The sequence below is a fragment of the Janthinobacterium sp. SUN128 genome, assembly GCF_030587275.1.
Lineage (GTDB): Bacteria > Pseudomonadota > Gammaproteobacteria > Burkholderiales > Burkholderiaceae_D > Janthinobacterium > Janthinobacterium lividum.
Map to the genome: position 1 here is coordinate 3,127,961 of NZ_JAPWHY010000001.1, position 18,824 is coordinate 3,146,784.

The following is an 18,824-nucleotide window of genomic DNA, read 5'->3' on the forward strand; positions in this document are numbered from 1 at the left end:
ATAGTTCAGCACGCGCGCCGTGATGTCGGCCGTCGTGCTGCCCGCATTTCCATTCAGCACGTAGTTGCCCGCATCGGCGCCCGTCAGCTGGCCCGTCGCCACCTGGTAATCGACCACCTTGCCAATACCGACATGCTTGTCGCGGAAGCTGCCCTGCAAGCCAGTCATGCTGACCTGATCGCCCGTCACCAGGCCTTCGAAGTAGCCATTCAGGCCAGCTTGCAAAGTGCCGTCATAGACGCGGCTTTGCGCGCCCGTGACGCCATAGTTCAGCACGCGCGCCGTGATGTCGGCCGTCGTGCTGCCCGCATTTCCATTCAGCACGTAGTTGCCCGCATCGGCGCCCGTCAGCTGGCCCGTCGCCACCTGGTAATCGACCACCTTGCCGGTGCCCACATGCTTGTCGCGGAAGCTGCCCTGCAAGCCGGCCATGCCGACCTGGTCGCCCGTCACAAGGCCTTCGAAGTAGCCGTTCAGGCCAGCTTGCAAGGTGCCGTCGTAGACGCGGCTTTGCGCGCCCGTGACGCCATAGTTCAGCACGCGCGCGCTGATGTCGGCCGTGCCGTCCGCCGTGGTCGCGGCCAGGCTGTAGTTGCCCAGTTCATTGCCGCCCAGGGCCAGGCCGCTGGCATGCACGGCCTTGCCGTTGCCCGCATTCTTGTCGAGGAAGGCGGCGCTGCCACTGATGCTGATGTTGTCGCCCGCCACCACATTGCCCAGCACAAAATTGGCGCCGTCGTAACCCAGGGTGCCGTCATAGATCTTGCCATTGCCGCCGATACTCACCGTCAGCGCGCGCGGCGTGATGGCGAAGGTCGTCGTGCCGCCCAGGCTGATGTCGTACTTGGTCGACCACAGGCCTGTCGCGGCATAGCTGCCCACATTGCGCGCGTTGCTGCCGTAGCCGAGGCTGCCATTTACGCCCGTGTCGCCGTCGATCAATCCCACATAGCCGATCGAACCGAGGAAGGCAGCCAACTGGCCATCGTAGACCTTGCCCGCAGCATTGCCAGAAAGGTTCACTTGCAGCGGTTTCAGGAAAGCCTTCAGCATCGGCGTCGTGTAGCCATCGTAGATGCGCCACACGCTGCTGAAATTGTAGTCGTTGAACATGCCCTGCTGCTTCATCTGCGCCGTGCTGCGTCCGCTGGAACCACCGCCATCCATCAGCACCAGCGATGTTTCATAATTGAAAAAAACATAGCTGAAACTGGAACCGGAAGACACGCGGCCGGCTACCGCGCCGACTGCCGCATAGCCGCTGCCAGTCACGGCGCCACTGCTGAAGACATGGCTGACGCTGCCCGTGCTTTCGCCGACCAGCCCGCCCATGTTTTCCCAGGCGAGGATGGGATCGGCAACGCCGGCCCGGCCCACGGCACCGCTGGCATAGGCATCATCGATGCTGCCGCCGTTCAGGCCCACCAGGCCGCCGATGCTGCGCGCGCCAGTAACATTGCCGGTGGCATAAGACTGGCTCAGCGCGCCCTGGTTATTGCCAACCAGGCCGCCGATCATTTCACGCGCGCCCGTCACCACGCCGGTGGCGTACGAGGTCGTGATGCTGGCGCCGGACGCATTCAATCCCGCCAGGCCGCCGATGGCGCCGCCGCTATCGGCATTGATGCCGGTGACGGCGCCGCTGCTGGCGGACAACGTGATGGCGCCCCCGTTGCTGCCCACCAGGCCGCCAACATTGCGCTGGCCGCTGACGGCCATGCTGCTGTTCACGCCATCGATATTGCCGCTGACGACCTCGCCCGCCAGCGCGCCCACGTTGGCCGTACCGGTGACGCTGCCGCCGCTCAGGGTCAGGTTGCGCAAGGTGCCGCCCTGGACGGTGCCAAACAGGCCGGCCGCCGAACCGGACGCCAGGCTGCGGTCGATTTTCAAGTTACTGAGAGTAAATCCGGCGCCATCGAACATGCCGGAAAAACCGCTGCCGCTGCCGGCGATCGGCATAAAACCCTGGCCATCGTTCCAGTTCGCGGTGCCGCTGGCGTCGATATTGCCCGCCAGGCGATAGCTGTTGCCAAGGCCGAGGCTGCCGATGCCTTGCAAGCCATGGATATCGCCGATCAGATAGGGCGAGGACGATCCGCCGTCGCCGCCTGCCGCGCGCAGGAAGCTCCCCTGCGCGATGCTGAAACCGCGCGCGGAAAACGCGGGCAGGCTGGCGCTGTTCTGCACCCAGCGGCCGCCATCGAGCAGGAAGTCGCCGCCCACGCTGACGGCGCCGCTCGCGCTGATGTTATTGCCGGAAGCCAGGGTCAAGCCCTTGGCCACGCTGAGGGGGCCGTTCAGGTTGATATTGCCGCCCGTGCGCAGCACAAGCTGGTTCAACTCGCCTTGCGACGCCAGGTCCATCGCGCCCACGAGATTGACGACCCCGGTAAAACTGTCGCCGCCCACCTGCACGGTGCCGGCGCTGATGGTCTTCAATTCCGCTTCGCTCAAACCCAGGCTGCCGGCATTGTCCGCCGCGCCCGTGCCCAGGGTGATGGTCCCCACGCTGGAACGGCGGTTCAGGCTGACGGTGCCACCCGCCGTGGCCGCTATCGATTGCGCGCCGCCGCCCAGGCTCATATTGTCGGCAACCAGATTGACCGCGCCGGCGGACAAGCCGCCGCCACTGGCGAGCGACAGCAAGCCGCCGGCCGTGGCGGTGATACTGCTGCCGTCCTGGCGCAGCGCCAGCGTGTTCGAGACGAGCACATTGCCGCCGCTTTCGAGCACCAGGTTTTTCACGCCGCCGTCCGCCGCGACAGTTGCCAGGTCGATCGCCTGCTCCACCGTCAGGTCGCCGCCTGCAGCGCTGCCGATATGCACGCTGCCGGCGGCGATGCGGTTCAGTTCGGCGTTTGTCAGGCGCAGGCCGCTGCCGGGCTTGTCACCCAGCGCGATCTGCCGTCCCGCGCTGAACGCTTGCAGGGTCACCCCGGCATTGCCGGCGGCGCCGCCAACATTGATGGCGCCGTTGATGCTGATGTTGTCCGCCTCCAGCAGCACCGTCTGACCGGTGACGCCACTGCCCAGCAGCTGATCGCCGCTGCCCGTCAGGTCGATGGATCCACCGGCGACATTCGCGCGCAAGGTCAAATTGCCGTTGCCGACATTCACGGAGCCGACGCCGAAAGTGACGCCGGCGCCCGACAACCGTACATCGCCATTGCCGCTGCCGAGCGCCGCGTTCAGATTCACATTCGAGCCGGCGCCATAGGCCATGCCAGCGGCCGCATCATTGGCCGACAGCGTGATATGGCCGCCATTGGTGGTGATGGGCGCATTGACATTGATGATCTCGCCCGCCTGCGCCGTCAAGCCCACGCCTTGCTGCGCGATGTTGATGGCGCTGTTGAAATTGATGCGGTGCAGGGCCTGCAGCGTGACGTTGCTGCTGGCGCCGGAAATGAGGTCGGCGCCGATGCTGGCGTTGCCGGTGGCCGGAGAGTCGGCGAATTGATCGAAGGAACTCAGCTGGCCGCCAGAACCGGCGACCACGGTGATATCGTAAGGATCGAGCAGCCAGTTGCCGCGCTTGCCATGCGCCGCGCTGGTATTGACGCGGATGCCATCGACGGCCAGGTAATGGCCGGATGTTTCCACGAAGCCCCCGTCGCCGCCCTGCGCGCCGCCGCGCGCGGAAATGCTGCCGTGTACCTGGGCCGATTCATTGCCCCAGGCGATGACCTTGCCGCCGTTGCCGCCATGGACGGCATCGGCATTGACGCTGGCGTCCTTGCCAACGAGCACCTGCCGCGCATTCTGCACGGCCGCGTTCTTGCCCTGGTAGTCGCCGCCCAGCAAGACCGTGCCGCCGCCCGTGCCGCCGCTGGCGTCGATTGCCGCATTGCCCAGCAAACCCACTTGCTCGCCCAGCACCTGGATGTCTCCCCCCTTGCCCACCGCGCCAGTGGCGCTGGTGACGCTGCCCGCCTCCAGCAATGCCTTGCCGCTGGCCTTGAGCACGATCCTGCCATTCTCGCCGACGACAGCGCTGTTGGCGTTGAGCACGCCGCGCTGGCTGACCAGCGCGCCGGCCATGCCGATGCTGCCGCCCTGGGCGATGATCTGGCCCAGGTTCAGGGCCTGGTCCGCTGGTGCCGAGACCAGCACGCGCAATTGCGGATTGCCGGGGTCGGCCAGCTGCACGCTGCGTCCGGCCGCCAGGATCACTTCGCCATTTGGCGCCGTGATGATGCCCGTGTTTTCCACGTTCGGCGCGATCAGCAGCACTTGCCCGCCCTTGCCCGCCTGGATCAGGCCCGCATTGCTGACACCGCCGGCCACGCCGCCGGCCGTGAACTGGCGCTTGCCGGCCAGGAAATCCTCGTTCGTCATGCCCAGGCTGGACGCCACCAGCCCGTTCACGTCCACTTTCGCGCCCTGGCCAAAGACGATGCCGTTCGGGTTGATCAGGAAGACCTTGCCGTTCGATTCGAGCGCGCCCAGGATCTTGCTGGGGTCTTGTCCCGTGATGCGGTTGAGTACGGCGCTATTGCCGTTTTGCTGGATGAAACGCGTGATTTCGCCCGCATGGATGGAAAAGCTCTGCCAGTTGATGATGGTGTTGGGCGTGTTCGTGATCGAGAAGATGTTGCCCTGCTGGTTGAACGTCGCCTGTCCGTTGACCACCTGCGGCAAGGCGGGGTTGGCCTGCGCCGCGCCGAAACAGCCGGCCAGCAGCAGCGCCAGCGCCGTGCGGCGCAGGGGCAGCGCAAAGGGTGACGAAAAGGATGGCGTCAGGATGAAAACGGAGGCGTGCTGGACATGGTTGTGCATGGTGTTCATCCTGATACTAGTAGGCCAAGGCGAGGCGGAAATGCAGGCGGTTGGCGCCCCGCTGTCCCGTGTCGCCGCCATTGACGACATGGGCGTAATCGAGTTGCAGATTGGCATAGCGGCTCAGCAGTAAACGCAGGCCGAGGCCGCCGCTGCTGATGCCTTGCGATGCGCTTTCGCCGGGCAGCCCATGGTTGCGGCGCAGCCAGGCCGTGTCATAGAACGCCAGTGCGCGGCATTGGTAGCCGGGTGCCTGGCCGCACCAGTTCGGCGTATACAGTTCCAGGTTCAGGTTGACGCCCGAATCATTCGATACCTCGCGCTCGGCAAAGCCGCGCACGGACGCGGCGCCACCGGCGCCGAACTGCTCGCCCGGCACCAAGGCATCGGGCGTGACTTGCGCGTTGACGAGCGCGCGCCATTGCCAGTCGCCGGCCAGCACGCGCCCCGAGCTGGCGCTCAGGCGCAGGGTGTTGTAGGCCGCCTTGGCATGCGCGCGCACGCGGTCGAAATCGGCTTGCGCGCCATGCTTGCCGCCAGGGATATTGTGCGCGAAGGTGACCGCCACGCTGGTCTCGCCCGTGGGCAAGGTCCAGTTGCCGATGTAGCTGACGCTGAGCGGATGCACGGTGACGTCGGCGCCCAGCTCCATGCCGAACAGCTGCACGCTGTTGCGGTAAGCCTTGTAATCGACGCCGTACACGAGCTTGGGTTCGAAATCGCCGCTGCGGGCAAAGTTCTGGTTGTAGCGGATGCCGGCCATGCTGCCCTGGCCGCTGACGGCCAGGTCGAAGATGCCGGCCGAGACGCTGCCCGAATCGACGTTCGAATAGCTGGCGAAGAAATCCATCGAGTCGCCCAGCGCATACAGCGGCAGGTGGTAGCCGGCGCCATACACGCCCACCTTGTCCGGCTTTTCCAGGCTGCTCGTGTATTGCAGGCTGGCGACATGGTCGCGGCCGAACAGGTTGGCATGCTGCAGCACCACGCCCACGTGCGTCTTGCCCGTTTGCGCATTGCCCGTATTGTCGACGTTAAGCATGGCTTTCCAGGGCTTTTCATCGGCCACCGTGACGATGGCGTCGATGGCGCCCGCCGGCTCGTCCGCTTGCAGGCGCACTTCGATCTTGCGCGCAGGGTTTTCATTGGCCAGCTTCAGGCTTTGCGACAGGGCCGGCACGTTCGGCGTCTCGCCTTCGCGCAGGGACGGCAGGGCGCGCCGCACGTTGGCCTCGTCGACATGCGCGTTGCCGCTGATGGCGAGCTTGCCCAGCGGCGTTTGCAGCACGCTCAGGCGCACCACGCCCCGTTCCAGTTCCTGCTCGGGCAATTGCACCTGCACGGCGCTGTAACCGCGCTCGCGGTAGGCCGCTTCCAGCGCCTCGACGGCGCGGGCGATGTCGGAAAAATCGCGCTGCGCGCCCGTGTAAGGTGCCAGCAAGGCTTGCACCTGCGCGGACGTGAGCAGGGTATTGCCCTGGACATCGAAGCGGCGGATCTCGAAGCGCGGCACGCCGTCTTCCTGCATCGCAGGAGCAACTTCATCCATGGGAACGGCAGCGCCGGCGGCGCCGACGGCGAACAGCAGCGCGGAACCCGCAAGCAGGTGCACCAAACGATATGTCATGTGAAGGATTTCTTGTGTAACCGGACAAGCGCGCGGCCCGCAGGCGCCAGCATGTCCGGCAATGGATTGAAGACAAATTTTAGACGGCTTTTAGTTTCCAGTCAGAAATTTCTAACATTTCTCCCTGATTTTTATCGCAGCGCAACAAATCGTGCGCCGGCGAGGGTGAAAAATGCGGCCATCGCTTGCATTTTCGGGCGCGATGGCGGGCTATTTGCTGTGCAATGCTGTCACGCCATCCCAGTCGGCAGGCGGCGGCGCGTTGCGGTACTGCTCCAGGCGCGCCGCGTACAGCCGGTACAGGCCGTCATCGGGAAAGTCCGCCTGCAAGCGGACCAGCTGCGCACCAGCCTGCCCCCAGTCGCGCGCGCGCAGACTGGCCAGCACCGCATGCCAGCGTTCCATCTGCGCCAGCTCCGCTTTGCCGGCGTCGGCCAGCAGGCCGCGCGGCTCGAAGATGGCCACCGCTTCCTGCTTGCCCAGCACGCGTATGCGATCGAGCTCGCGGTACAGGAAATCCGGGGCGGCGGCGCGCGTGGCCTCGGCCACCACGATGCCCACGCCATACAGCTTGCTGGCGCCTTCCAGGCGCGCGGCCAAGTTGACGCTGTCGCCCATCACGGTATAGGCGCGGCGGATGCGCGAGCCCATGTCGCCCACATGCATGGATCCCGTATTGATGCCGATGCCGATGCGCAGCGCCGGCCAGCCGCGCGCACAAAACTGCCGGTTCAGCCGTGCCGCGCTGCCCTGCATCAGCAAGGCGCTGGCCACGGCCCGGCTGGCGTGATCGCCAAAGGCGACGGGCGCGCCCCAGAACGCCATCACGGCGTCGCCGATGTATTTGTCCAGGGTGCCGCCATGGCTGTCGCGGATATCTTCCGACATGGCCGTCAGATACTCATTGATGTATTCGCGCAGCGCGGCCGGCGCCAGCTGCTCGGAAATGGCCGTGAAACCGCGCACGTCGGCAAACAGCACCGTCAGTTCGCGGTTCTCGCCCTCCATGGTATAGCGCTGCGGATCGTCGGCCATCTCGGCCACCAGCTCGGGTGCCACATATTCGCCGAAGCGCGCCACCAGCGCGCGTCCCTTGCGCACCTCGAAAAAATAGCCCCACGCCAGGTTGGTGATGAACAGTGCAAGGATCAGCAGCAGCAGCACGGCGCCGCCCAGCACCAGGTCGTGCGCGGCGTACAGGTACAGGTTGATGCCGATGGCCGCCGCCAGCGCGCCCACGGTGGCCAGCATCACGCCGGCCGGCGGCAGCACTGCCAGGGCGCCCGCGAGCAGCAGGCCACACAGCACGATCTGCACCAGTTCCAATGCCAGCGCATAGTCGGGCCGCGCCTTGAAGCGCCCGTCGAGCATGGACTTGATCAGGTTGGCGTGCACCTCCACCCCCGGATACTCGGCATTCACGGGCGTGGCGCGGATATCGTTCAAGCCGGGCGCCGTGGTGCCCACCAGCGCGATGGCGCCCTTCAGCAGCGCGGGCGGCACCGTGCCGGCCAGCACGTCGGACGCCGAGACGTAGCGGAAGGCGCCGCCATCGGGGCCGCCCGTGCCGCGGTACTGCACCGTGGTGGTCAAGGCTTCGCCCACGGGGATCGCCATCGCGCCGCGCGGGGTGAACAGCATGAGGTGTTCGAGTCCGCCGTTGGCCAGCTCGCGCGCCGACAGGGTGTCGGCCGTGCCCGTGAAGCGGGGGGCGATGGCGCGCGCCTGCAGGTAGACGGCGACGGTGGCCAGCGACAGCGAAGGATAATAGCCGTCGCCGATGCGCTGCAACAGGGTCGAGGAACGCACCACGCCATCGGCGTCGGTCAGGGCCGTAAAGATGCCGGCGCCTTGCGCGGCCGCCTGCAGGGGCGCGATATTGGCTTCGTAGCCGCGCGCCACGTAGGCCGTGACGCTGCGCCCGTTCAAATCGGCCACGGTGAAGACCGGCTTGGGCAGCACGCCCTTCCTTTGCTGCTCCGAGACGCTGTAGCCCAGCACCACGGGCTGGCCGCGCATGGCCTCGGCAAACAGGCCGTCGTAATCCATGGCGGGGCGCAGCTTTTCCAGCTGCGCCGGCAAGCCGGCCACGCCCGCCAGTTCGCCATGCGCCAGGCCTTGCAGCACGGCGTAGCCGGAACTGGTGTCCGCTTCGGGAAACGCGATATCGAAGCCCAGCGCAGACACGCCGTAATGGCCGGTGAGCTGGCGTACCAGACGCGCCTGGATATCGCGGCTCCAGGGAAAACGGCCCACCCGGGCCAGGCTTTGCTCGTCGATGTCGACGATGACGATGCGGCGGTCGAGCTGTGGCGCATCAAGACGCATGCGCCAGTCGCCCAGCATGGAATCAAACCGCGCGATGGTGTCGTTGCCGGCCAGGCACAGCACGGCCGCCGCCAGCGTCAGCAGTATGCCCAGCAAGCAGCGCGCCCCATGCTTGCGCAAGGCCAGCGAGGGCTTCAAGGGGTATAGCCTGGAATGGCCGCCTCGTCGACGGCATCGATCTGGCTTGGATGCATGTGCTTTTCAGCGAAGGTCAGATAGACTTTGCTGCGGATGAAGACGTCGAACAGCTCCGGGTCGATATGCCCGTTCAGGCTGAAATTGCCGAGTATGCGCAGGGATTCGGACAGCGGCTTGCCCTTCTTGTAGGGCCGGTCGCGCGCCGTCAGGGCCTCGAAAATATCGGCGATGGCCATCAGCCGCGCCGGCACCGACATCTGCTCTTTCGTCAGCCCGCGCGGATAGCCCTTGCCATCCATGCGCTCGTGATGGCCGCCCGCATACTCGGGCACTTTTTGCAGGTGCTTGGGCCACGGCAGCGCTTCGAGCATGCGGATCGACACGCTGATATGGTTGTTGACGATGGCCCGCTCGGCCGCCGTCAGGGTGCCGGCGCGGATGGTCAGGTTTTCCGTCTCGTCGGCGTCCAGAAAATCGCGCAGTTCGCCATCGGCCGCGCGCCAGCGGCGCCTGGCGATCTGCCGCACGCGCTCCTGGTCCGCCTGCGCCATGCTTTCGCCGCCGATGTTCACCCTGCGGATGAAGTCGCGCTCTTCGCGCAGCGCGGCCTGCTCCTGCGCCAGCGCGCGGGCAATGGCATCTTTCTGCTGCGGCTGCGCCGCCTGCTGGCGCAGGGCCGCGATCTCGGCGTCGCGCAGCAGCACTTCGTAGCGCGTATCGATCAGGGCGATGCGGTCGAAAATGGTTTCCAGTTTGGTGGCCTTGTCGACCACGTGCACGGGCGTGGTGATCTTGCCGCAATCGTGCAGCAGGCCGGCCAGCCACAGCTGCTTGCGCTCGTTGTCGCTGAGCCGGAAATCGGCCAGCGGCCCGGTGTCCGTCGCATGCGCGGCGTCCGCCAGCAGCATCGTCAGCTCGGGCACGAACTGGCAGTGGCGTCCCGTGTACGGCGACTTTTCATCGATGCCGATATTGATCAGGGTAACCAGCGATTCAAGCAGCTCTTCCAGCTGCGAGATAAGCAGTTGATTCGTCAGCGCCACGCCCGCCTGCGCGGCCAGCGCCTCGATGAAGCGCTGGTCGGTGGAGGAAAAGGCGCGCACCTGCCCCGTTTCCCCATCCTTGGCATTGACCAGCTGCAGCACGCCGATCAAGTCGCCCTCGTGGTCGCTCATGGGCACCGTCAGGATCGATTGCGTGTGGTAGCCGTGGTGGCGGTCAAACTCGCGCATGCCGGAAAAATTGAAGCCCTCGTCGCGGTAGACGTCGGCGATATTCACACTGCGGCGCAGGTTCGCCGCATACGCGGCCACCGATGCCAGATTCGGCTGGCCGGCAGCGTCGAACAGGGGCACGCCAGGCAAGCCCATGTCCGCCCCCTGCGCGATGCCCAGGCTGTCGTTGACGCTGATGTCGAACGCCAGCTGGCGGCCCTCGGCCATGGGCCGGTACAGGGTGGCGCCATCGGCGCCGCTCATGCTTTTTGCCAGCAGCACGATGCGCTGCAACAGCGCGCCGATATCGTGCCCCTCGCCGCCCAGGCCATGGCCGAGCGCGACACTGAGTTCGGTCAATTGCTCCAGTCTGTGGGCGATTTTCTCAGGGTGCAGCTGAGGCATGTTGGCGGCAATCAGGTAATGGGCAAGCAAAAAAGGGGAAGTCGGCAAGCGCCAGTGTAACGGCCACCCTGCGCACTGTACATTACTTAGTTACAACAAAATGAAATAACTTTCCGTATCGCAACACGCATAAATGTTGCCGCCAATCTCATTAATTAGAATAGAATCAACAATAATTACACCGTAACAAGGTACTGAATGAAATTCACGTTCAGGGGCGTGCGCGGCTCCATCCCCTCTCCCGGCCCGCGCACGGCGCGCTATGGCGGCAACACCACGTGCATCGAAGTACGCACCGACAGCGATAGCCTGATCATTCTCGATGCGGGCAGCGGCATCTTCTCGCTGGCGCAGCAACTGCCGCCGGGCGAGCCTGTCGACGCGCACGTCTTCATCACGCACAGCCACTGGGACCACATCCACGGCCTGCCCATGTTTTCGCCCCTGTTTGTGGCCGGCAACCGCATGCGCCTGTACGGCGCCCACGATGCCGTCGCCGGACGCGGCATCGAACACGTGATGGCGGTGCAACTGCAAAACAGCTATTTTCCCGTCAGCGAAGCGGCCATGGCGGCCTGCATCGAGTACCGCACGCTGGCGCCCGGCGAGGCCGTCGAGGTAGGCGGCGCGCAGGTGCGCGGCGCGGAAATGAACCACCCCGTCGTCAACCTCGGCTACCGCATCGACTGCGGCGGCGCCGCGCTGTTTTTCAGCGGCGACCATGAACCGTTCTACAACCTGCATCCGCCCGGCCATGCCGAGCATGCGGCCTGCGCGGCGCGCAATGCACAGCGCCAGGCCGGCATCGACGCACTGGTCGCCGGCGTCGACGCGCTGATCATGGATTGCTCGTACACGCGCGAGGAATACCCGGGCAAGCAGGGCTGGGGCCACGGCACCTTCGACGCCGCCTTCGACCTGGCCCTGCGCTGCGGCGCGCGGCGCCTGTACTGCACCCACCACGAACCGACCCGCAGCGACGAGCAGCTCGAAGCCGTGTTTGCCGACGTGATGGGCCGCTATGCGAGCCGCCTGGACGGCTTGCAGGTGTTTCTCGCCTACGAGGGGCTGACGGTGGAACTGGCCGGCGCATAAAAAAAAGGAACCTCACGGTTCCTTTTTTTGAATGTGCCCAGTTGGCCCAAGGCCCTCTGAAAACCGTAGCGAGCAAGCCCGATATCGGATTGAGTAGCGGAGCTGTACTTTAGTACAGTGAGCAACGGAGATTCGATAGGGGGCTGCGCAGTAGGTTTGCAGGGGCGCCTTACATGATGTGGTGGCCAATCCACCAGGCGACTGCGGCAACGAAGGCGGAAGCGGGAATCGTGAAGATCCAGGCCCAGACGATATTGCCCGCCACGCCCCAGCGCACGGCCGACATTTTTTGCGACGAGCCGACGCCGACGATGGCGCCCGTGATCGTGTGCGTGGTCGACACGGGAATGCCCAGCGCCGTCGAGACGAACAGCGTGATCGCGCCACCGGTTTCGGCGCAGAAGCCGCCCACCGGTTTGAGCTTGGTGATCTTCTGGCCCATGGTCTTGACGATGCGCCAGCCGCCGAACAGCGTACCGAAGCTGATGGCCGTGTAGCACGAGATGATGACCCACATCGGCGGCATGGCATCGGCCGCGCTCGAGTAGCCGGCGGCGATCAGCAGCATCCAGATGATGCCGATGGTTTTTTGCGCATCGTTGCCGCCGTGGCCCAGGCTGTAGGCGGCCGCCGATACCAGCTGCAAACGGCGGAACCACTTGTCGACCTTGCGCGGCGTCGAACGCACGAAAATCCACGACACGAGCAGCATCATGATCGAACCGAACACAAAGCCCAGCACGGGTGCGATGACGATGAAAGCCACGGTTTTCCACAGGCCGGCCGCGACCAGCGCGCCCGTGCCGGACTTGGCGACAGCGGCGCCCACCAGGCCGCCGATCAGCGCGTGCGAGGACGACGAGGGAATGCCGTAGTACCAGGTAAACAAATTCCAGAAGATGGCGCCCATCAGCGCGCCGAAGATCACGTACTGGTCGATTACCGCCGGGTCAATGGTGCCCTTGCCCACCGTGGCGGCCACGGTCAGCTGGTGGAACACGAAGATGGCGACGAAGTTGAACGTGGCGGCCATGGCAACCGCGGTCTGCGGTTTCAATACGCCCGTCGAGACCACCGTGGCGATCGCGTTGGCGGCATCATGGAAGCCGTTCATGAAGTCAAACAGCAGCGCGAGGACGATCAACAGGCCTAGCACGTAGATGCTGATTTGTATGGTCATTGTAGTTTCTTTTCTGATTCTGGTTCAGGACAGGCCCAACGCTTACGCGTTTTCGACGATGATGCCTTCGATAATATTGGACACATCTTCGCAACGGTCGGTCACGGTTTCCAGAATTTCGTAGATCGCTTTCAGCTTGATCAGGTTGCGCACGTCCGGCTCATCGCGGAACAGCTTGGACATGGCGGCGCGCATCACGTGGTCGGCATCCGATTCCAGGCGGTCGATCTCTTCGCAGATGGCGACGATCTTGCGCGAGTTGTCCATGTTATGCAGCATGGCGACGGCGTCGCGCACTTTTTCAGTACAGGCCAGCACCAGTTCGGCCAGGCGCTTGGCTTCCGGCGTGACGGCTTTCAGGTCGTACAGCGAAACGGTTTGCGCCGCATCTTCCAGCAGGTCGAGGATGTCGTCCTGGCGCGTGATCAGCTGATGGATGTCGTCGCGGTCGATCGGCGTGATGAAGGTCTTGTGCAGCATTTCCACGGTGGCGTAGGTGACTTTGTCCGCCTGTTTCTCGATGCTTTCGATCGCATGCACGCGGTTTTCCAGGTCGTCGAAATTGGTCATCAGGCCGAGCATCTCTTTGGCGCCCTTGACGCACAGTTCCGCGTGCTGGTTAAACAATTCAAAAAACTTGCCCTCAGTGGGCATCAAGCGTCCAAACATGTCATTCTCCGTTAAGCATTGAGTCGTGTTATTTACTACAGAAAGCCGCCCCTTTTGATGAAGGGGCGGCCAATGGAATATCAGTGCTGCTGTGTTAGTCGCCTTGGTAAAGCGCCAGGCCACCACTGTAATTGCCAAATTTGGTGTACTGCCCCATGAAGGTGAGGCGGATGCTGCCGATTGGACCGTTACGTTGTTTACCGATGATGATTTCGGCCGTTCCCTTGTCTGGCGAGTCGGGGTTATACACCTCGTCGCGGTAAATGAACAGGATCACGTCGGCATCCTGCTCAATAGCGCCCGATTCGCGCAAGTCGGACATGACAGGACGTTTGTTCGGGCGTTGCTCCAGCGAGCGGTTCAGCTGGGACAGCGCGATCACGGGGCAACCGAGTTCTTTCGCCAGGCCTTTCAAGCCCCGTGAAATCTCGGAAATCTCCGTGGCGCGGTTGTCGCCCGGCGTATTGGCCGACATCAGCTGCAAGTAATCGACGATGATCAGGCCCAGCTTGCCGCATTGACGCGACAGGCGGCGCGAGCGGGCGCGCAATTCGATCGAGTTGAGCGCCGGCGTTTCATCGATGTACAACTGCGCGTCGTTCATCTTCTGGATCGCATTCGTCAGGCGCGGCCAGTCCTCGTCGTTCAGGCGGCCCGTGCGCAGGCGGTGCTGGTCCAGCTGTCCGACGGAGCCGAGCATACGCATGGCCAGCTGGGCGCCGCCCATCTCCATCGAGAACACGGCCACGGGCAAGCCGCTGTCGATGGCCACGTTTTCGCCGATGTTGACGGAAAACGCCGTCTTGCCCATCGACGGACGGCCCGCCACGATTACCAGGTCACCCGGCTGCAGACCGGAGGTCATGCGGTCGAGGTCGATGAAACCGGTGGGTACGCCCGTGATTTCACTCTGGTTGTCGCGGCTGTACAGTTCGTCGATGCGCTCGACCACTTGCGTCAGCAGGGGCTGGATGGCGGTCCAGCCCTGGGCGCCGCGCGCGCCCTCTTCGGCGATGGCGAAAATCTTCGACTCGGCCTCGTCAAGCATCTGCTTGACTTCCTTGCCTTGCGGGCTGAAGGCCGTGCCGGAGATATCGTCGGCGACGGTGATGAGCTTGCGCAGCACGCCGCGGTCGCGCACGATCTCGGCGTAGCGCCGGATGTTCGCGGCCGATGGCGTGTTTTGCGCCATGGCGTTCAGGTAAGCGAGTCCGCCCACATCATCGGCCTTGCCGAGCTGGGTCAGGGTTTCAAAAACAGTAATGACATCGGCTGGCTTGGAAGCGTTAACCATCTTGACGATTTGCTCGAAGATGATGCGATGGTCATAGCGATAGAAATCCTCCGCATGCATGAAGTCGGCGATGCGGTCATACGCGGCATTGTCGCGCAGCAGACCACCGATAACGGATTGTTCTGCTTCGATCGAATGCGGCGGAATACGGAGGGAATCCAGTTGCGGATCAGAGGGGGCGTTCATGGCGCGAATTATACCCGCTTCGGCGTGCTGGCAAAAATAAAGGGCTGAAATTGAGCGAAAAAAAGGCCACAAAAAAGCCGGGCGAACCCGGCTTTTCATAGTGCGGCAGCGCTTGCGGGCCAGGCCCGCAGACGATTACGCGTTCGCGTCTGGTACGACAGCGATAACAACTTCCACGACCACGTCGGTGTGCAGAGCAACCGAAACGTTGTGCTCGCCAACGATCTTCAGCGGGCCGGTAGGCATGCGGATTTGTGCTTTTTCAACAGCAAAACCTTGCTTGGTCAGCGCTTCAGCGATGTCGAAGTTGGTGACGGAACCGAACAGACGGCCATCAACACCAGCTTTTTGAGCAACTTGAACGGTCAGGCCGCTCAGTTTTTCGCCCTGGGCTTGCGATGCGGCCAGTTTGGCGGCAGCAGCTTTTTCCAGTTCGGCGCGCTTGACTTCGAATTCAGCCACAGCGGTTGCCGTAGCACGACGTGCCAGGCGTTGCGGGATCAGGAAGTTACGTGCGTAACCGTCTTTGACTTTGACGACTTCGCCGAGGTTACCGACGTTAACAACTTTTTCTAACAGAATGATTTGCATAGTTCTTCTCCAGGAATATCTGACCGATTAAGCGTGGTGCAGATCGGTGTATGGCAGCAGCGCGAGGAAGCGAGCGCGCTTGATTGCGGTGTCAACTTGGCGCTGGTAGTGCGCTTTGGTACCGGTCAGGCGTGCTGGCATGATCTTGCCGTTTTCTTGGACGAAGTCTTTCAGCGTGTCGACGTCTTTGTAGTCGACTTGCTCAACGTGAGCTGCGGTGAAGCGGCAGAACTTCTTGCGTTTGAACAACGGGTTTTGCTGTTTGCGTTTTTCTTTAAGCTTGAGCTTATTTTTGTCGAACTTTTTACCGAATGCCATGTCAGGCTCCTGTATCTAAAATGCGCTAGTCAGAATTGACTGCACTAAAATCAATGATGTGAAACACCAAACTCTTGCTGTTGCGGCTCTTCCTGGCCAGGAAACCCGTGAACTGATACACCCCGCCCAAGCTTGCCTGACTGAACCTGCCTGAAATTTCGCCAGCGGCTAGCGCGGCAACATCAAACTCGGTCAAACGGGCAATCCCTGCTTCCATCTGCTGCGAACTGTGTTGCAATACTGCATTCACAATCGGCAGCCCTGCCGGGGTATAGCGCAATATTTCGCGCTCGGCAATGATGGCGGTTACTTGTAGCTGGTTCAGCGCACGATCCTGGTCAAGAATTAAGCTGCTGCTGCGGCTGGAGCGGCTGCTGGTGCTTCGGTGCGGTGGCTTTTGGCCGCGTCTTCGCGTTGTACCGATTTCATCATCGGCGAAGGAGCTGTTTCAGCTTTCTTCATTTTAACGGTCAGGTGACGCAACACGGCATCATTGAATTTGAATGCTGTTTCCAACTCGACCAGGGTCTCGTTGTCGCATTCGATGTTCAGGCAGATGTAGTGTGCTTTAGGCAGCTTTTGGATCGAGTAAGCCATTTGACGGCGGCCCCAATCTTCCACGCGGTGAACCGAACCGCCGCGGGTGGTTACGCTGGCTTTGTAGCGTTCGATCATCGCGGGCACTTGCTCGCTTTGGTCCGGATGGACGATAAAGACTATTTCATAATGACGCATGCAAACTCCTTCAGGTCGGATTGATAATCGCCCACCCCGGCGTCAAGACGGGTGTGGGAAGGTCAGCCGAAGATTATAACCGCCTTTTGCAAACGTTTCAATCATTCCTTCCACCAGCCCCCGAAAAGCCCGCGCGCCACCGTGCTTTCCGCCCCTGGACAAGTATTTATTGCGAAATTCGCCTAAAACACGGAAATCCCCTTGCATAGTGGGCGATACTGTACAAAAATACAGACTGTTCATATAGACAGCATTTTAGTATGCACCCACCGCTCATGATCAAGCTGACAGCACGACAAGAACAAATCCTGAACCTGATCAAGGACGCGATTGAAAACACGGGCTTTCCTCCCACCCGTGCCGAAATCGCCAATGAACTGGGTTTCAAATCGGCCAACGCGGCCGAAGAGCATTTGCAGGCCCTGGCCCGCAAGGGCGCGATCGAGATTTCTCCCGGCACCTCGCGCGGCATCCGCCTGATCGGCGCGGCCGCTGAAGCCCTGCCATCGAAAGTGCCGGCAGCGCTGCTGATGTCGCTGCCCCTGATCGGCCGGGTGGCGGCAGGCTCGCCCATTCTGGCACAGGAAAACCTGGAAGCGAGCTACAACGTGGACCCCGCCCTGTTTTCGGCCAAGCCCGACTTCCTGCTGAAGGTGCGCGGCTGGTCCATGCGCGACGCCGGCATCATGGATGGCGATTTACTGGCCGTCAAGAAGGTCGATAGCGCCAAGAATGGCCAGATCGTTGTCGCCCGCATCGGCGACGAAGTCACCGTCAAGCGCTACAAGAAAACCGGTTCCGTCATCGAATTGCTGCCGGAAAACCCCGACTTCAAGGTCATTACCGTATCGCCGGAAGATGAATTCGCCCTGGAAGGTTTGGCGGTAGGCTTGATGCGCAGCTGGCATTGAACCTCCGCATGTAAAAAGGGCCGCAACAGCATGACTGTTGCGGCCCTTTTTTATTGCCCAGGCGTTTTATGCGTCCAGGGCGCTACGGAAATCCTCGAGCAAGTCCGCCTCATCCTCGATACCGACGGAGACGCGGATCAGGGATTCGGCGATGCCCATGCTGGCGCGGCGCTCGGCGCCCATCTCGTAAAAGATCGTATGGGCGACGGGAATGACCAGGGTGCGCGTGTCGCCGAGATTGCTCGCTGGAATGGCAAGATTGAGACGATTGAGGAAATCGAAGCAATCGATGCCATCCTTCAGCTCAAAGCTGAACAGCGAGCCATAGCTGCGGAACAAATCCGTCGCCAGCGCGTGCTGCGGATGCGAGGCCAAGCCCGGGTAATGCACGGCCGCTACCCGCGGGTCGGCGGCCAGCATGGTGGCCAGCGCCAGGGCGTTCGAGCAGGTGCGGTCCATGCGCAAGGCCATGGTTTCCGCGCCGACGGCGATATGGTGCGCCGCCTCCGGGCCCAGGGAGGCGCCGAAATCGCGCAAGGCCTTGGCGCGGATTTGCGCGATGCCCCACTGCGCCGGCGCCGCCTTCTTGTAATTGTCGAAAATGTTCGGATACTGCGTCCAGTCGAACACACCCGTGTCCGTCAAGCTGCCGCCCAGGGCATTGCCGTGGCCGCCGATGGATTTTGTCAGCGCATTGACCACCAGGCCCGCGCCCACGGCTTTCGGGCGGAACAGGTAGGGTGTCGTCATCGTGTTGTCGACGATGTACAAAATGCCGCGTTCCTTGCACAATGCGCCGATCTTTGCCAGGTCGGCGATCTGCGTGCGCGGATTGGCGATGGTTTCGACAAACACGATGCGCGTTTGCGGCGTGATGGCGGCGGCCACATTGGCCACGTCCGTGGCGTCGACGAACGACACGGCAATGCCCTGCCCCGTCACCGTTTGCCACAGGCTGTTGGTGTTGCCAAACAAAAAAGCCGACGACACGACATGGTCGCTGGCGCGCAAGAGCGCCTGCACCACGGCGCCGATGGCGCCCATGCCGGTGGCGAAGCACAGCGTGGCGACGCCATCTTCCATCTTGTTGACCTTGTCTTCCAGCGCGGAGACGGTCGGATTGCCCTGGCGGCCGTAGCGGAAGCCGGGCTCCTTGCCCTGGAATACGGAAGCGAGCTGGCGCGCATCGCCGTAGCCGAAGGCAACGGAAGTATGCACGGGCTTGTGCAGGGAACCGTGCTCGATGCCCTTGCGGCGGTCGTTATGCAGGATGGTGGTGGTAAAGCCGTAGTTTTTTTTATCGTTCATGATCGCGGAGCAAAAAAAGCCCGGCGCTAGCCGGGCAAGATAA

At 62.9% G+C, this 18,824-nt stretch carries 14 protein-coding genes; 2 read left to right on the plus strand and 12 right to left on the minus strand.

The window, feature by feature from the left end:
* The 4 genes from O3297_RS14175 to O3297_RS14190 form a co-directional block, all read right to left on the minus strand.
* A partial coding sequence (locus tag O3297_RS14175) for an S-layer family protein (RefSeq protein WP_305048974.1) occupies window positions 1–4,782 on the minus strand: 4,782 nt, incomplete at its 3' end.
* A gap of 16 nt (window positions 4,783–4,798) precedes the next feature.
* Entirely contained in the window at window positions 4,799–6,409 is a 1,611-nt protein-coding gene (locus tag O3297_RS14180; RefSeq protein ID WP_305048975.1) for a ShlB/FhaC/HecB family hemolysin secretion/activation protein, read from the minus strand.
* A gap of 210 nt (window positions 6,410–6,619) precedes the next feature.
* Window positions 6,620–8,875 carry a CHASE2 domain-containing protein gene (locus O3297_RS14185; RefSeq protein ID WP_305048976.1) on the minus strand — a complete coding sequence of 752 codons (2,256 nt, stop codon included), beginning with the start codon at window positions 8,873–8,875 and terminating at the stop codon, window positions 6,620–6,622.
* Window positions 8,872–10,494, minus strand: a complete 1,623-nt coding sequence (locus tag O3297_RS14190; protein WP_070281834.1) for an HD family phosphohydrolase — start codon at window positions 10,492–10,494, stop codon at window positions 8,872–8,874. The genes O3297_RS14185 and O3297_RS14190 overlap by 4 nt, the downstream gene beginning before the upstream one ends.
* Before the next feature lie 198 nt (window positions 10,495–10,692).
* Here O3297_RS14190 and O3297_RS14195 point away from each other — a divergent pair, with 198 nt between their 5' ends.
* Window positions 10,693–11,589, plus strand: coding sequence for an MBL fold metallo-hydrolase (locus tag O3297_RS14195; RefSeq protein WP_070260525.1), 897 nt, complete (start codon window positions 10,693–10,695; stop codon window positions 11,587–11,589).
* Window positions 11,590–11,758: 169 nt separating this feature from the next.
* Here O3297_RS14195 and O3297_RS14200 read toward each other — a convergent pair whose 3' ends face one another.
* The 7 genes from O3297_RS14200 to rpsF form a co-directional block, all read right to left on the minus strand.
* Entirely contained in the window at window positions 11,759–12,769 is a 1,011-nt protein-coding gene (locus O3297_RS14200) for an inorganic phosphate transporter (RefSeq protein WP_034783457.1), read from the minus strand.
* Window positions 12,770–12,811: 42 nt separating this feature from the next.
* A complete protein-coding gene (locus O3297_RS14205; protein WP_010400015.1) occupies window positions 12,812–13,438 on the minus strand; it encodes a DUF47 domain-containing protein in 627 nt (208 codons plus the stop codon).
* Window positions 13,439–13,532: 94 nt separating this feature from the next.
* Entirely contained in the window at window positions 13,533–14,918 is a 1,386-nt protein-coding gene (locus O3297_RS14210; RefSeq protein WP_034750488.1) for a replicative DNA helicase, read from the minus strand.
* Between the two features lie 135 nt (window positions 14,919–15,053).
* Complete coding sequence (rplI, locus tag O3297_RS14215; protein WP_034783456.1) at window positions 15,054–15,509, minus strand: 50S ribosomal protein L9; 456 nt, start codon at window positions 15,507–15,509, stop codon at window positions 15,054–15,056.
* Window positions 15,510–15,536: 27 nt separating this feature from the next.
* Window positions 15,537–15,827, minus strand: coding sequence for a 30S ribosomal protein S18 (gene rpsR, locus O3297_RS14220; protein WP_010400024.1), 291 nt, complete (start codon window positions 15,825–15,827; stop codon window positions 15,537–15,539).
* A 25-nt stretch (window positions 15,828–15,852) separates the two neighbouring features.
* Entirely contained in the window at window positions 15,853–16,152 is a 300-nt protein-coding gene (priB, locus tag O3297_RS14225; RefSeq protein ID WP_034783455.1) for a primosomal replication protein N, read from the minus strand.
* 20 nt (window positions 16,153–16,172) lie between these two features.
* On the minus strand, window positions 16,173–16,562 hold the full coding sequence (gene rpsF, locus O3297_RS14230) for a 30S ribosomal protein S6 (protein ID WP_034750499.1): 390 nt from the start codon (window positions 16,560–16,562) through the stop codon (window positions 16,173–16,175).
* 275 nt (window positions 16,563–16,837) lie between these two features.
* On the opposite strand from rpsF, the gene lexA reads away from it, so the two are divergent.
* Window positions 16,838–17,473 (plus strand): transcriptional repressor LexA, encoded by a 636-nt coding sequence (lexA, locus tag O3297_RS14235; protein WP_034783454.1) that lies wholly within the window; start codon window positions 16,838–16,840, stop codon window positions 17,471–17,473.
* Between the two features lie 66 nt (window positions 17,474–17,539).
* Here the strand turns inward: lexA and O3297_RS14240 are convergent, their stop codons facing one another.
* Window positions 17,540–18,781: a cystathionine gamma-synthase family protein gene (locus tag O3297_RS14240; protein WP_305048977.1), complete on the minus strand. Its 1,242-nt coding sequence runs from the start codon at window positions 18,779–18,781 to the stop codon at window positions 17,540–17,542.
* Window positions 18,782–18,824 lie beyond the last annotated feature (43 nt).

Bases quoted from the DNA above. Each gene is read 5' to 3' on its own strand.
- O3297_RS14180 (WP_305048975.1), bottom strand. From the start codon at position 6,409: ATGACATATCGTTTGGTGCACCTGCTTGCGGGTTCCGCGCTGCTGTTC.
- O3297_RS14190 (WP_070281834.1), bottom strand. From the start codon at position 10,494: ATGCCTCAGCTGCACCCTGAGAAAATCGCCCACAGACTGGAGCAATTG.
- O3297_RS14195 (WP_070260525.1), top strand. From the start codon at position 10,693: ATGAAATTCACGTTCAGGGGCGTGCGCGGCTCCATCCCCTCTCCCGGC.
- O3297_RS14200 (WP_034783457.1), bottom strand. From the start codon at position 12,769: ATGACCATACAAATCAGCATCTACGTGCTAGGCCTGTTGATCGTCCTC.
- O3297_RS14205 (WP_010400015.1), bottom strand. From the start codon at position 13,438: ATGTTTGGACGCTTGATGCCCACTGAGGGCAAGTTTTTTGAATTGTTT.
- O3297_RS14210 (WP_034750488.1), bottom strand. From the start codon at position 14,918: ATGAACGCCCCCTCTGATCCGCAACTGGATTCCCTCCGTATTCCGCCG.
- rplI (WP_034783456.1), bottom strand. From the start codon at position 15,509: ATGCAAATCATTCTGTTAGAAAAAGTTGTTAACGTCGGTAACCTCGGC.
- rpsR (WP_010400024.1), bottom strand. From the start codon at position 15,827: ATGGCATTCGGTAAAAAGTTCGACAAAAATAAGCTCAAGCTTAAAGAA.
- rpsF (WP_034750499.1), bottom strand. From the start codon at position 16,562: ATGCGTCATTATGAAATAGTCTTTATCGTCCATCCGGACCAAAGCGAG.
- lexA (WP_034783454.1), top strand. From the start codon at position 16,838: ATGATCAAGCTGACAGCACGACAAGAACAAATCCTGAACCTGATCAAG.
- O3297_RS14240 (WP_305048977.1), bottom strand. From the start codon at position 18,781: ATGAACGATAAAAAAAACTACGGCTTTACCACCACCATCCTGCATAAC.